Source organism: Paenibacillus sp. KS-LC4, from assembly GCF_036894955.1.
Lineage (GTDB): Bacteria > Bacillota > Bacilli > Paenibacillales > Paenibacillaceae > Pristimantibacillus.
On sequence record NZ_CP145905.1, the window covers coordinates 1,901,547 to 1,915,191 of the forward strand.

The 13,645-nt window shown below is 51.8% G+C and carries 13 protein-coding genes and 1 riboswitch; all 13 genes read left to right on the forward strand.

Going from position 1 to position 13,645, the window contains the following annotated elements:
* The first annotated feature begins 134 nt into the window (after window positions 1–134).
* Window positions 135–413: riboswitch (cobalamin riboswitch) on the forward strand.
* Between the two features lie 286 nt (window positions 414–699).
* The 13 genes from V5J77_RS08185 (at window position 700) to tgt (ending at window position 13,640) form a co-directional block, all read left to right on the forward strand.
* The gene (locus tag V5J77_RS08185) at window positions 700–2,274 is read left to right on the forward strand and encodes an ABC transporter substrate-binding protein (RefSeq protein WP_338555283.1); all 1,575 of its coding nucleotides are present in this window, start codon (window positions 700–702) and stop codon (window positions 2,272–2,274) included.
* Between the two features lie 19 nt (window positions 2,275–2,293).
* Entirely contained in the window at window positions 2,294–3,223 is a 930-nt protein-coding gene (gene nikB, locus V5J77_RS08190; RefSeq protein ID WP_338555284.1) for a nickel ABC transporter permease, read from the forward strand.
* A 14-nt stretch (window positions 3,224–3,237) separates the two neighbouring features.
* Window positions 3,238–4,065 carry a nickel transporter permease gene (gene nikC / locus V5J77_RS08195; RefSeq protein WP_338555285.1) on the forward strand — a complete coding sequence of 276 codons (828 nt, stop codon included), beginning with the start codon at window positions 3,238–3,240 and terminating at the stop codon, window positions 4,063–4,065.
* 1 nt (window position 4,066) lies between these two features.
* Complete coding sequence (locus tag V5J77_RS08200) at window positions 4,067–4,843, forward strand: ABC transporter ATP-binding protein (protein WP_338555286.1); 777 nt, start codon at window positions 4,067–4,069, stop codon at window positions 4,841–4,843.
* Window positions 4,840–5,673 (forward strand): dipeptide/oligopeptide/nickel ABC transporter ATP-binding protein, encoded by an 834-nt coding sequence (locus V5J77_RS08205; RefSeq protein WP_338555287.1) that lies wholly within the window; start codon window positions 4,840–4,842, stop codon window positions 5,671–5,673. Before V5J77_RS08200 ends, V5J77_RS08205 begins: the two co-directional genes overlap by 4 nt.
* Window positions 5,674–5,788: 115 nt before the next feature.
* Window positions 5,789–6,499, forward strand: a complete 711-nt coding sequence (locus V5J77_RS08210) for a BofC C-terminal domain-containing protein (RefSeq protein ID WP_338555288.1) — start codon at window positions 5,789–5,791, stop codon at window positions 6,497–6,499.
* Window positions 6,500–6,677: 178 nt separating this feature from the next.
* Window positions 6,678–7,181, forward strand: coding sequence for a crossover junction endodeoxyribonuclease RuvC (ruvC, locus tag V5J77_RS08215; protein ID WP_338555289.1), 504 nt, complete (start codon window positions 6,678–6,680; stop codon window positions 7,179–7,181).
* Window positions 7,178–7,816, forward strand: a complete 639-nt coding sequence (ruvA, locus tag V5J77_RS08220) for a Holliday junction branch migration protein RuvA (protein WP_338555290.1) — start codon at window positions 7,178–7,180, stop codon at window positions 7,814–7,816. The genes ruvC and ruvA overlap by 4 nt, the downstream gene beginning before the upstream one ends.
* 20 nt (window positions 7,817–7,836) lie before the next feature.
* On the forward strand, window positions 7,837–8,841 hold the full coding sequence (gene ruvB, locus V5J77_RS08225; RefSeq protein ID WP_338555291.1) for a Holliday junction branch migration DNA helicase RuvB: 1,005 nt from the start codon (window positions 7,837–7,839) through the stop codon (window positions 8,839–8,841).
* Window position 8,842: 1 nt separating this feature from the next.
* Window positions 8,843–9,310: a DUF393 domain-containing protein gene (locus V5J77_RS08230; protein ID WP_338555292.1), complete on the forward strand. Its 468-nt coding sequence runs from the start codon at window positions 8,843–8,845 to the stop codon at window positions 9,308–9,310.
* 1 nt (window position 9,311) lies between these two features.
* Entirely contained in the window at window positions 9,312–11,408 is a 2,097-nt protein-coding gene (locus V5J77_RS08235; protein ID WP_338555293.1) for a SpoIID/LytB domain-containing protein, read from the forward strand.
* 10 nt (window positions 11,409–11,418) lie between these two features.
* Window positions 11,419–12,465, forward strand: a complete 1,047-nt coding sequence (gene queA, locus V5J77_RS08240) for a tRNA preQ1(34) S-adenosylmethionine ribosyltransferase-isomerase QueA (protein WP_338555294.1) — start codon at window positions 11,419–11,421, stop codon at window positions 12,463–12,465.
* A gap of 38 nt (window positions 12,466–12,503) precedes the next feature.
* Window positions 12,504–13,640, forward strand: a complete 1,137-nt coding sequence (gene tgt, locus V5J77_RS08245; protein WP_099521270.1) for a tRNA guanosine(34) transglycosylase Tgt — start codon at window positions 12,504–12,506, stop codon at window positions 13,638–13,640.
* Window positions 13,641–13,645: the final 5 nt, after the last annotated feature.

The window sequence follows — 13,645 nt, forward strand, 5'->3', positions numbered from 1 at the left end:
TGGTTTAAGGCGCTGGGGCGTATACATGATGGTGGACAAAGCTTATGTAAATCAATATGTTGACAGATCAGCGCTTCCTGCCTAAGATAAATAGTGGATTACGGATAAGACAGGCTGATTCGCCTGCAAAACTTCATAATTGAATGAAAATAGGTGCGGTACGACGGCAAGGACATTTACGCCTTCGTTCGCTTAAAAGGGAAGTTCGGTTAAAGGCCGACACGGACCCGCCACTGTATAGGGCAGCAGCTCATCAACTCATCAACTCATTAAGCTGCGCTCCCCTCACAAATGAACCACTGGCTGAAAAGCTCCTTTTCGTCGCAGGATGAATCGCAGATGCTCACCTTAGCTGGGAAGGGAAGAGAGGGAGGCCCCAAGTCAGGAGACCTGCCTGTTTTAACATCACTGTTTGACCTACGGTGCTTAGGGAGGTGGTTGGTTATGCCCATTTATTGCAAAATGTCTAACGATTATTTGCTGCTCCAAGGCGAGCAGACGCAAATAAGGCTTAGTTATTTATCATAAAAAGCATTTCTGACTGCTTTCTTAAGGGTCGGGAATGCTTTTTTTTGGAATATTTTAGGAAAGGATATGATTCTTCTATCCTTTCTCTATATTTCTACGTGAACGTTAGCTTTGCCGCTACAGGACGGCTTTCGGCCGATTACGCTTACTTAAAGGGGAGACAAAAGAAAAATGAATAACACGAAGAAGCCATTTCGCTTGTCACTTGGAATGATGATTACTTGCTTGATGCTGGTGCTTGCAGGATGCAGCACGAATGCTGCCGGGGAGAGCAACACTTCTGCCGCAAATGCTACGGCACTACCAACGGAAAATGATAGCAAAACTCTGACAATAGCGTACACATGGAACCCAGCAGGCGTTGATCCGCATGGCGATGACAGCTGGGACGTCATGCGCTCTGGCGCAGGGGAAACGCTTATTAAATTGAATGAGCAGCTGCAGCCGGTTGCTTGGCTTGCGAAGGAGTGGAAGCAGGAGGATGCCAACACGTGGACACTCAAGCTGGAGCGCAATGTAACGTTTCATGACGGCAAAAAGATGGATGCAGAAAGCGTGAAGGCTTCCCTGCTTCGTTCCACTCAAAATAGCCATTTGGCGAAGGATTTATTGCTGGTGAAGGATATTGAAGTCGTTGCACCGGATGAGCTGAAAATAATAACAACACAGCCGAACTCAGCTATCATTTCCAGCTTGGCTGATCCAAGCACGATTATTCTTGATGTGGACAGCATGAAGAAAGCAGGCAGCTACCCGGCCATGACGGGAGCCTTCAAAATCAAGCAGTTTACGAAGGACGTATCGCTTGTTGTTGAGCGTTATGATGGTTATTGGGGACAAGCGGCGAAGCTTAAGGAAGTGACAATGAAGTTTGTGACCGATGGCAATACCCGACTGATGGCGCTGCAAGCTGGAGAAGTAGAGGTCGCTACGGACATTCCGATTGACAGCATTGAGCTGGTAGAGAAGGACAGCAAGCTGGAGGTGCTGTCTGCGCCATCGGTTCGTACACATATGGTATTATTTAATATGAATTCCGCTTTGTTTAAAGAAAAGGCAAACCGTGAGGTTGTAGACCAAGCCATTCCACGCGAGGCCATTATTGAATCGGTTATGCGCGGCTACGGCACGAAAGCGAAAAGTCCGTTCCCGGAAATTTTGCCATTTGGCAAAGTAGCGGAGCAAGCAGCAGGGGGAACGACAGAGCAATTGCTGAGCGCTGACGGCTGGCAGAAAAATGCTGCTGGCATGTGGGAGAAGGAAGGCAAGCCATTCGAGGCGACGCTCCTTACGTTCCCGCACCGCCCTGAGCTGTCCGTTATGGCAGAGATTATTCAGAATCAACTGCTTAATGAAGGCATTACCGTGAAAATTCGCAAGGTTGAAAATATTGATGCTGAGCTTGCGAAGTCCGATTGGGATCTTGCTATGTACAGCATGCTGACGGCACATACGGGCGATCCGCAATATTTCTTGAACATTTTCTATCAATCAGCCAGCGAATCGAATATAAGCCACTATGTATCGAAACCGCTTGAAACGGTTATTAACAAGCTGAACGAATCATCAGATACAGCTGCACGCAATGCGCTCGCGATAGAAGCTCAGGGCATTATTAATGAGGATTTGCCGCAGTCGTTTATCGTACACCCTGACAATGTATTTGGCGTGAAAAAAGGGGTAAAGGGCTTTATTCCGCATCCGATCGAATATTATTATGTGACAGCCGATGTTGATATCACCTAAGTAAAGGGTGTACCTGAGTATGCTTCGTTTTTGGCTCGAACGCGCCATGCAAATGCTGCTTGTCATTTTTTGCGTAGCGACGCTGACCTTCATTTTAATGAGGGTGTCTCCGGGCGATCCGGCGAGAATTTTACTGACCACGCACAATATCCCGGCTTCTCAGGAGGCGATTGACGCACTGCGGGAGGAAATGGGACTGACAGACTCCTTATGGAGCCAATATATACGCTGGCTTGGCGATGTATTTACATGGCAGTGGGGGACGTCTTATATGTCCAAGGAGCCGGTTGCTGGCGAACTGCTTAAAAGGCTGCCCGCTACACTGGAGCTGGCCTCGGCTGGCGCATTTGTCATGCTGCTGGCAACCTGCCTCATCGGCCTCGTCACCGCCATTTTTTCAACAGGGCTGCTTGATCGGATGGGCCGATTAATGGCTCTGCTTGGCGCCTCGATCCCCTCCTTTTGGCTCGGTTTTTTATTGATTTATTTTTTCTCGGTCCGGCTCGGCTGGCTGCCTTCCATGGGACGCGGCAGTATTGCTCACCTCTTAATGCCGGCGGTTACGCTAGGGCTTGGACTTGGTGCGGTATATGCCCGGGTTTTGCGGACGAACATGCTTGAGATGAACAGTCAGAACTTCGTCAAGGCCTCGCGAGCGCGAGGCTTGTCCAAGGGAAGGATTTTAATCTTCCAAGTGTTTAAGCATGCGTTTTTGCCGATTTTGTCGATGCTGGGGACAAGCTTTGCATTTATGCTGGGGGGGAATGTGATCGTCGAGACGATCTTTTCTTGGCCCGGGTTAGGCAAATATATAATAGAAGCGATAACGGCGCGGGATTATCCGGTCATTCAAGGTTATGTGGTATTCACCTCCTTCTTGTTTGTCGCGATCCATTTGGCGGTAGAAGCTTTATATGTGCGCTTGGACCCGCGGCTGCGGGCAAGCTAGGAGGAACCTTTTTTATGCCGACCCTATTTCAGAAAAAGAATACAAGCCTGCTGCTTGGCATCGGCCTATTTGCAGTTATCGTCCTGCTGGGCTTGCTTGCCCCATGGCTCGCCCCTCACGACCCGCTACAGGTTCATTTATCCAATCGGCTTCTGTCGCCGAGCGGCGAATACCCCTTCGGCACCGATCATTTGGGACGCTGCATTTTATCTCGTATATTGTACGGCATTCGGACGACGGTTTCGATTGCTTTTGTTATTTTGGGCTTGAGCTTATGTATTAGCTTGCCGATTGGGCTGTTGACCGGCTATTTTGGCGGGAGAACCGATCATTTTTTCATGCGGCTGATGGACGGTACGCTCGCGTTTCCCGATTTTGTGCTGACGATTGCGATTGTAGGCATTCTCGGACCCGGGTTCACGAATATGATTCTGGCGATTGTTATTGTGAGGTGGGCCAATTATGTCCGGCTTATCCGCGGGCTTGTGCTTAAGGTGAGCAAGGAGGATTATTTGATTACAGCCCGCATGTCCGGCAATTCGCATTTGCGAATTATGCGCCGTTATATTTTGCCGCAAATCGCAGCGCCAATTGCTGTATTTAGTACGCTGGACATAGGCAAAATCGTGCTGCTCATCGCCGGTTTATCGTTCCTCGGCTTAGGCGTGCAGCCGCCGACTCCTGAATGGGGCGTCATGCTGCATGATGCTACACGTTATTTTCAGCTTGCGCCGCATGTCATGATTTTTCCGGGGCTTGCGATCGTAAGCTTCGTATTGGCTTGCCAATTAATTGGCGACCGTTTTAAAGAGCGGCATGCTCACGTTCCGAAAGAGGTGTAAGATGGCGGAGAATCGTACCGACATAATGGACAGCGCAGGCTTTAACGATACCCCGCTGCTCCGCGTTCAAAATATGGAAATTTCCCGGCAGCAGGCTGGAAAATGGTGCCCTATCGTGAAGCATTTTTCCTTGGAGCTTCATGCTGGTGAAATGGCTGCGCTTGTAGGACCAAGCGGCTGTGGCAAAAGCATGACGGCCCATGCGCTTGTAGGGCTGCTGGAAACCGAACTGCGCCTGACAGGCGGGCAAATTTTGTACGGGGGAGAGGATATTTCCCGTTATGATGAGCGGCGCTTGCAGCAGCTTCGCCGAGAGGAGATCGCCTTGCTCATTCAGCATTCGCTTAGCGGACTTGATCCGATCCGCACGGTACGGAGGCAGATGGTCGAGACGCTGAGGCTGAAGGCGAGGCACTCGCGTAAAGAAATGGAATCGTATTTATATATGCTGCTGGAGCGTATGGGCTTTGCGGAGCCGAAGCTGATATTGGACGCATACCCTTTTGAGCTAAGCGGAGGCATGCGCCAAAGGGTGCTGCTTGCGATGATGCTGAGCACGGAGCCGAAGCTGTTGATTGCCGATGAGCCGACGACGGCGCTGGATGCGCTCAATCGCGACCGGGTATTAGCTTTGCTAAAGCAGCTGCAAGCGGATTTTGGCCTGACGGTGCTGCTCATTTCGCATGACGAGCAAAGCGTCCACAAATTTGCGGATCGCGTCATTACGATGCAGTCCGGAGGGATAACCTCAGCCCAAGCGGGGGGAAGCGCCCTATGATTGTGCTGGAATTGCGTCAAGTGGCCAAGTTCTACCCGCTGCGGCTGCTGAGAAGGCGAGGCGGGCTCAAGGCGAGGGACGGCAAGGCGTCCGTTCAAGCTGTGAAGCAGGTAAATCTTGCGCTGCACCTTGGTGAAACGCTTGGGCTTGTTGGAGAAAGCGGCAGCGGAAAAAGCACATTGGCCAGACTCATTATGAAGCTTGAAACGCTGAGCTCTGGACAGATTTTGCTTGGCGGTCAGTCCATTCATGAACCTCATATGAAGGAGCTGCACCTATACAAAAGGGTACAGCTTGTGTTGCAAGATTCCGCAACCTCACTGCATCCCCGAATGCTCGTGAAGGAAGTGCTTGCGGAGCCGATGCGAAATTTTGACGCGCTGCGTCCGCTGGAAATTCGGGAGGCCAGCGTGCAGCTTATACGAGCCGTTGGCTTGGACGAAAGCTTCTTGGAGAAGCTGCCGCATCAGCTAAGCGGCGGGCAGAAGCAGCGTGTATGCATCGCAAGAGCGCTGGCTGTGCGGCCGGCTTTGATCATTTTCGACGAGTCGTTAGCCAGTCTCGATCCTTTATCACAGGCATCTATTGTGGCGATGCTCCAGCAAATTCAGCGAGGGCAAGAGCTATCCTACTTATTCATTACGCATGATCTGGAGCTTGCCCGTCGGCTGTGCGACCGAGTTGCCGTCATGTATCAGGGCGAAATCGTAGAAACGTTTAGCCAGTGGGAGGAAGGGGCGCTCAAGCATCCGTATACCCAAGCTTTATTTGCGACGCATGCTGAAGCTGTAAATGTGGGAGCTGCTGCATACGCGGAAAACGCTGAGTAGAAGGTTATCATTAGAACGAATAAAAGCTAGATCGCCCGCTGCGATTCTCTTACGCGCATAATATTGGAAGCTCAGTGGAACCCTATGCAATAAAAGAGCACAAAGGGGTTCAATCATGATGCTAATGAGCTTATGGAAGCAGCTAAAAAGAAAGCTTCGCCGCCGTCCGCTATGGACGCTAGGCAGTATTGCCTTGCTCGCCTTAACGCTAGCGGGCGCTGTCTGGCAGCCTGGGAAAGCGGCTGCGGCCGTCCGCTTGACTAGCGCCGTCACCCATTTTGCCGATTCAGCGTCTGCCGCTAATGTCGTAGGTGCAGCTTTTCGTTCAGGAGCCGTCACCCGCCCCTCTGCCGACTTGCTGCGCGAGCTGCGAGAGCAGCAGGAGCCAGTAAGCGTCATGCTGCGGCGCTACTATTTATGCGGGCAGGAGAGCAGGCCGCTTGGGCGCATGACCTCGCTCCAGCTCATCCGGCTGCTGGAGGCAAATAGCAGCTGGCACGCCACCTTCGATAAAACGAACAATCGGGTGCTGGTGGAGCAGACGGTGGATGAGTTTTCGAAGCATTGCCAGAATGAAGCGTATATGGGCGTGGATAAACAGGGGAATTTGTCGCTGTTTGAAGGGGAGCCCCAGCAGGAAAAGGTGCTGCGAACTTTTTTTCAACTGGATATTCGGTATTTGGAAAGCAGCTTGCCTCACGATAAAGTAGAACAGCTGTCGCATGGGATTAAAATTAATGACATGGATGAATTTAATAGCGTTCTGTCTACCTTTAGCGATTATGAGCTCGGACATGGCAAAGCCACTAAACGATCCGCTTATTAAATGAAAATAGCAGCCCAAAGGACGTTCTTATAGAGGACGTCCTCTTCTTGTTGTATAATGAATGGTGGTGCAATGAAAAGCGACTGCTCCTAAGCAGTTTCCTCAAACGCATGTTCTCATCCTTTCTGTCTTTTGGTATAATAGGAGAAATACACGGCAGGAATAAGGAGTTGGCGGTTTGCGCGTTCTTGGCATAGACCCCGGTATTGCGATAGCGGGTTTTGGTTTCGTTGATAAAGTGGGTCATAAGCTTAAGCCCGTTCAGTATGGCTGTATTCAGACGGAGGCGCATACGCCGCCCGAGGAGCGGCTCATTCAAATTTATGATTCGGCAGTTGCTCTTATGGATAAGTACAAGCCCGATTCGGTTGCAGTGGAGAAGCTGTTCTTTAATCGGAACGTATCAACGGCGTTTGCGGTTGGGCAGGCGCGCGGGGTTATTATTTTGGCGGCGGCGCAGCGCGGGCTTCCGGTTGCGGAATATACGCCGCTGCAAGTTAAGCAGGCCGTTGTAGGCTATGGCAAGGCGGAGAAGCGCCAAGTGCAGGAAATGGTCAAGATGTTCCTAAATTTATCGGCCATTCCGAAGCCTGATGATGTAGCAGATGCGTTGGCAGTAGCTATTTGCCATGCCCATTCGGCGGTTTTAGTTCAAAAATTAAATGAGGCGGGACGATCATGATTGATTTTTTACGAGGAATAGTGTCCCATATTGAGCTGGAGTATGTGGTGCTGGATGTACGAGATGTCGGTTACCGGGTGTTTACGCCGAATCCGTACGCGTTAGCGAAGAAAGAAGAAGCCGTCACCCTTTATATTCATCATTCCGTCCGTGAGGATGCGATTTTGCTGTATGGGTTTGCAACGCGTGAGGAACAGACGCTGTTTCGCAAGCTGCTGGAAGTATCGGGCATTGGTCCCCGCGTAGCGCTGGGCATACTCGCAGGAGGCAAGCCGGAAACGGTTATTGCTGCCATCCAGCAGGAGAATATTACGTTTCTTACGAAGCTGCCCGGAATTGGCAAGAAGACGGCGCAGCGGATGATTTTGGATTTGAAGGACAAGCTTGCGGGCATCGCAAGCGATGCGGCGGTGCTGTCGGCGGCGGGCGCTTATCTGGAGCCCGATTTATTTCAAGGCGGCAGCGGCCAGGGAGCGGGAACCGCATGGGAAGAAGCGCGTGAGGCGCTCGCAGCGCTCGGTTATACAGCTGCGGAGCTTGATCGGGCATGGCATGGCTTGCAGCAGACGGTTGTTCCAGAGGAAACGGTCGATTCCCTCATGAAGCGCGCTTTGCAGCAACTGTTTAAAGGTTGACGAAAAGGAGCTGAGCACGGATGGACGAAAGAATTATTTCCGCCAACCTTATGATGGATGATCAGGCGGTGGAGCTAAGTCTGCGTCCTCGTTATTTGGCTGAATATATCGGTCAATCGAAGGCGAAGGAAAATTTGAAGGTATACATAGACGCGGCAAAGCTTCGCAAGGAAGCGCTCGATCATGTATTGCTTTACGGGCCGCCCGGACTTGGGAAAACAACGCTGTCGAACATTATCGCCAATGAGCTTGGCGTAAACCTGCGCACGACATCGGGACCAGCCATTGAGCGTCCAGGAGACCTTGCTGCCCTGCTGACGAATTTGCAGGAGGGCGACGTGCTGTTTATTGATGAAATTCATCGACTGCACCGTACAGTGGAGGAAGTGCTTTACCCGGCAATGGAGGATTACGCGCTCGATATTATGATTGGCAAAGGTCCAAGCGCAAGATCCGTACGGCTTGATTTGCCGCCATTTACGCTGATTGGCGCAACGACTAGGGCGGGACTGCTTTCCGCTCCGCTGCGGGATCGCTTCGGCGTCATTAGCCGGCTGGAATTTTATACGGTCGATGAGCTTGCTTATATTATTTCGCGCTCGGCGGAAATTTTTAATATTTCCATCGTAGGCGAAGCCTCGCGGGAAATTGCGCTGCGCTCCCGTGGCACACCGCGGATTGCCAACCGCCTGCTTAAGCGGGTCAGGGATTTTGCCCAAGTTCGCGGCGATGGCATTATAACAGATGAAATAGCAAGCTCAGCGCTGGAGCTGTTGCAGGTTGATCCGATGGGTCTGGACAGCATCGACCATAAAATGCTGCAAGCCATGATGACGACATTTGCCGGGCGCCCGGTAGGCCTCGATACAATCGCGGCTACCATTGGCGAGGAAAGCCAGACGATAGAAGATGTGTATGAGCCTTATTTAATGCAGATCGGCTTCCTTCAGCGCACGCCTCGCGGACGGATGGCGACCGAGCAGGCTTATCGCCATATAGGCATCCCTTATCCGGAGAGAAATTAGAATGGCTAGTCCAAGGCAGCGGTCAGCAGAAAAGCTGTTTGTCGTCTATGATGGCGAGTGCAATTTCTGCATTGCGACGGTTGCAAGGCTCAAGGAGCTGCCGTCGCGGGCCGATTTGCAATTTGTGCAAATACAGCAGTTGGAGCAGCAAGGGATGCTGGGCGTCCCTGGTATTCAGCAGGTGAGTGAGCAGCAGCTTTATGAGAAAATGCATGTTGCAGACAGCAATGGTGTGCTATATGCCGGAGCAGAAGGCGTTGTGCGCGTGCTGCGCACGGTTAAAGGCCTGAGTGTGCTTTCTCTGCTTTACCAGTTGCCAGGCATGAGCCGCATAGCGGATGCCATTTATCGTATCATTGCGAGTCGGCGTTATGAATGGTTTGGCAGAACGGAGCAAAGCTGCTCGGTGAACGGCTGCGAGTGGAAGCCTCCAAGGCAGAACAATAATCACCCAGAAGGGGGAAGGTGAGATGAACACTCGCTTTTCGATCAGACGGTTGTTGCTTCTAACTTTAGCTGGGTTATTGCTCATTTCAATGTGGCATGTACAGCCCTCTCAAGGAGCTGTACCTCAGCTTGATTCGATACGAGTCGCCATTTTTTTGCAATTTCCGGGGAAATATCAGGTGAATACGGCCGCTGCTACACTCAGCTCGGCTGGCGGCTTGTCCATAGGTATGAAGCAGCCATCCGGCACGGAGGAATGGCTGCGGGAATCAGGCAATGTACAGGCCCGCTTTGCAAAGGATGATTATAAGGTCAAGGTGCTGGAAACGAACAGCTTCGAAACGGCGCTGAGCGCTTATAAACGAGTGCAAGCAGCCAAGGGCAGCGGTTTTATTACTTCCTTAACGAAGAAAAGCAAGACGGTGTACCAAGTAACAGAAGGTACCTACAAAACCGTCGACGAAGCAAAAACAGCGCTAGGCAAATGGAAGACAGACAGCGAGCTCATGAAGCTTTCCGGCGGCTCTCAGCCGGAGCTGCAAGGTCCGCTTCATCTGGAAAGCACAGGCTACGCCTCTAAAGCCGCAGCTGACAAGGCGGCCGCAGCATTCGAGGCAGCAGGTATTGATACGTATATCGCTGTACGCAAGCCTTCAAGCGGGCTGCGTTATTCCGTTATGGTAGGTGCTGCTGCCAGCAGCGCTGACCTGGATCTTATTAAGGTGGCGACTGGAGCAGCTGGCGTCAGCCTGCTGCAGGCCGATGTGTTAACGCCGTATTTGCTGCTAAAGAGCGATCACACGCTGACAGGCAAGTCAGGAAGCCCGCTTACGATGTATACGTTTCCTGTAACAAGCGCTAAAGTGTGGGTAGAGCCGGCAGGCAAAGAAACGATTAAGCTGACGGAGCGATACAGCCGCACGTATCGCGGGGCGTTTGAATTCAGTGATTTTAATGGCAAGCTTGCCGTTGTAAATGAACTTCCGTTTGAGCAGTATTTGTATTCGGTTGTAGGGGCGGAAATGGTGTCCTCTTGGCCGCAGGAGGCTTTGAAGGCCCAAGCGGTAGCCGCTAGAACGTATGCACTCTATCAAGGCTCGGGTTTTCAAATCGCCCATGTGGTCGATAGCGTGAGCAGCCAGGCCTATGCCGGCACAAGCACGGAGAAGCAATCAACGATTCAAGCGGTAGATGCGACGCAAGGCGAGGTTGTACTGTACAAGGGCAAGCTGATCGAGGCGCTTTATTCCTCCAATGGCGGCGGGGCTACAGCGGATGCGAAGGAGGTATGGGGCAATGCAGTCCCCTATTTGACCAGCGTCAAAAGCCCGACGGACAGCTCGGCGGAGAAAGGGCTGTTCAGCTGGTACCGCGTCGTGCTCCCAAGCGGCTTGACTGGCTATATTCGCGAGGATTTGCTTACAGCAACAAGCGAAACGAACCCTGCAGGAATAAAGCTGATGAAGGTGAACACGGACGGCGTAAAGGTACGGAAAATACCGCTCATTCAGGATGATGTTCCTCTGGTTGGTCAGGTTAATGAGGGGGCTAAGGTTGTCGTTTTGGAAAAATCGGTGCAATCGGGGCCGATGTCTTGGGTACGAGGTCCGTTCAGCTCAGAAGAGCTGGTCGCTTCACTCAAGAGCGTCACTACGATATCCGGACCGATTCATTCGCTTCAAGTGAGCAAGACAGGACCGTCTGGACGCGCTACGGAGCTGCTCGCAAACGGCAAAAAGCTAGAGGTTAAATATCCAGATATGCTGCGGACGGCGCTTGGGAGCTTGCCAAGCACCCTATTCCAAATTGACGAGACGGCACGTGTCACCGTACTTGGAGCGAATAAGAAAACGACCACAAAGCCGGAGAGCGCAGGTGCGATCTATACGGTCGGGGCAGGCGGCGAAGTGAAGCAAATGGATGCCAAGCTGTATATGATGGGCAGCAAAGGCCAAGTCCGTGAAGCAACCAAGACGCCGAGCTTCCGTTTCGTCGGCACAGGCTTCGGTCATGGAATCGGCTTGTCCCAATATGGGGCGCTAGGCCTTGCTGAGCAAGGGTATGACTACTCTTATATTCTGAAATACTATTATAATGATGTAACTATCGCTAAGGAATGATGACTGACAGATGAACGTAGAAATGTTTGATTTTGAACTGCCGGAGCATTTAATCGCCCAGACGCCGCTGCTGCAGCGGACCTCATCAAGGCTCTTAACGCTGGACCGCAGCAGTGGCGCGGTGAACCATAAAGGCTTCACCGATCTGGCGCAGCATTTGCATGCCGGCGATGTGCTGGTGCTTAATGACACTAGGGTACTGCCTGCTCGTTTAATTGGCGCGAAGGCGGATACGGGGGCGAAGATTGAGCTTTTGCTGCTTAAGCAGCTCGAAGGAGACCGCTGGGAGGCGCTGGCGAAGCCAGCCAAGCGCATGAAGATCGGTACAGAGGTTTGGTTTGGCGACGATGGCAGCGGCCAGCCTCTGCTGCGTGCCTTTGTAGAAGAGGAAGGCGATATGGGCGGACGCACGATTCGTTTTGCCTATTCGGGCATTTTTCAGGAGCTGCTGGAGCGGCTTGGCGAAATGCCGCTTCCCCCATACATTCGGGAACGTTTGGAGGAGCGTGAGCGCTACCAGACCGTATTTGCCAAGCATAACGGCTCGGCAGCCGCACCGACGGCGGGGCTCCATTTTACAGCCGATTTTTTGAAGCAGCTTGCGGATAAAGGTGTGCGAATTGCCTATGTGACGCTGCATGTAGGACTCGGAACGTTTCGGCCGATGTCGGTTGACGTTGTGGAAGAGCATGTCATGCATTCGGAATATTACGAGCTTAGCGAGGAGACGGCTGCGCTGCTGAATCAGGCGAGGGCCGAAGGTGCGCGAATCGTTGCGGTAGGGACAACCTCAGCGCGGACGCTGGAAACCGTTGCGACCCGCTTTGAAAATGAAAGCATTCAGGCATGCAGCGGCTGGACTGATATATTTATTTTTCCCGGCTATTCCTTCAAGCTTGTTAATGCGCTGCTGACCAATTTCCATTTGCCCAAGTCGACGCTGGTTATGCTCGTCAGCGCGCTTGCTGGGCGCGATGCGGTGATGAGCGCGTATGCGGAAGCGATTCGTGAGGAATACCGCTTTTTCAGCTTCGGCGATGCGATGTTTATTTATTAATAGTAATGCAACAAAATTAAAGAGGACAGGAAGCGTGAATTGTGGCTGTAACCTATGAATTGTTGAAAGTGTGCAAGCAGTCTGGAGCGCGGCTCGGCCGCGTCCATACGCCTCATGGCGTCATCGAGACGCCGGCTTTTATGCCAGTGGGAACTCAGGCGACGGTAAAGACAATGAGCCCGGAAGAACTGAAGACGATGGATGCTCATATTATTTTGAGCAATACGTACCATCTGTTTTTACGCCCCGGACATGATTTGATTGAGCGCGCAGGCGGCTTGCATAAGTTTATGAACTGGGACCGTCCGATTTTGACTGACAGCGGCGGCTTTCAGGTGTTCAGCTTGAGCGAAATGCGTAAAATTACCGAGGAGGGCGTCCAGTTCCGTTCCCATTTGAACGGAGATAAGATGTTTTTGTCGCCGGAGAAGGCGATGGAAATTCAAAACGCGCTTGGCTCTGATATTATGATGGCTTTTGACGAATGCCCGCCATATCCGGCTGAGCATGCTTATGTCAAACAGTCGCTTGAGCGCACGACACGCTGGGCTGAGCGCTGCCTTGAATCCCATGCTCGCCCACATGACCAAGGTCTATTCGCAATTGTCCAGGGAGGCATGTATGAGGACCTGCGCATCCAGAGTGCGAAAGATTTGACTTCCATGGATTTCCCGGGGTATGCTATTGGAGGACTAAGTGTCGGAGAGCCTAAACACCTGATGTATCAGGCACTTGAGTATACGGTACCACTGCTTCCAACCGGCAAGCCAAGGTATTTAATGGGAGTTGGTTCTCCCGATGCGCTGCTGGAAGGCTCCATTCGCGGCATTGATATGTTCGACTGTGTGCTGCCTACGAGAATTGCACGCAATGGAACTACGATGACAAGCGAGGGAAGACTCGTTATTCGCAATGCCAAGTATGCAGAGGATTTTGGGCCACTCGATCCAAAATGCTCTTGCTACACATGCACGAATTATTCTCGCGCTTATATCCGCCACTTGATGAAGGCTGATGAAACATTCGGTATGAGATTGACGACTTATCATAATTTACATTTCCTGCTTCAACTCATGAGGGATGTGCGTCAGGCGATTACCGAAGATCGACTCCTTGATTTTCGCGATGAGTTTTTTGACAGCTATGGGTTGCGGGATAACGATAAAGGATTTTAGAAAGG

Coding starts and splice junctions, on each gene's coding strand:
- V5J77_RS08185 (WP_338555283.1), top strand. CDS start 700: ATGAATAACACGAAGAAGCCATTTCGCTTGTCACTTGGAATGATGATT.
- nikB (WP_338555284.1), top strand. CDS start 2,294: ATGCTTCGTTTTTGGCTCGAACGCGCCATGCAAATGCTGCTTGTCATT.
- nikC (WP_338555285.1), top strand. CDS start 3,238: ATGCCGACCCTATTTCAGAAAAAGAATACAAGCCTGCTGCTTGGCATC.
- V5J77_RS08200 (WP_338555286.1), top strand. CDS start 4,067: ATGGCGGAGAATCGTACCGACATAATGGACAGCGCAGGCTTTAACGAT.
- V5J77_RS08205 (WP_338555287.1), top strand. CDS start 4,840: ATGATTGTGCTGGAATTGCGTCAAGTGGCCAAGTTCTACCCGCTGCGG.
- V5J77_RS08210 (WP_338555288.1), top strand. CDS start 5,789: ATGATGCTAATGAGCTTATGGAAGCAGCTAAAAAGAAAGCTTCGCCGC.
- ruvA (WP_338555290.1), top strand. CDS start 7,178: ATGATTGATTTTTTACGAGGAATAGTGTCCCATATTGAGCTGGAGTAT.
- ruvB (WP_338555291.1), top strand. CDS start 7,837: ATGGACGAAAGAATTATTTCCGCCAACCTTATGATGGATGATCAGGCG.
- V5J77_RS08230 (WP_338555292.1), top strand. CDS start 8,843: ATGGCTAGTCCAAGGCAGCGGTCAGCAGAAAAGCTGTTTGTCGTCTAT.
- V5J77_RS08235 (WP_338555293.1), top strand. CDS start 9,312: ATGAACACTCGCTTTTCGATCAGACGGTTGTTGCTTCTAACTTTAGCT.
- queA (WP_338555294.1), top strand. CDS start 11,419: ATGAACGTAGAAATGTTTGATTTTGAACTGCCGGAGCATTTAATCGCC.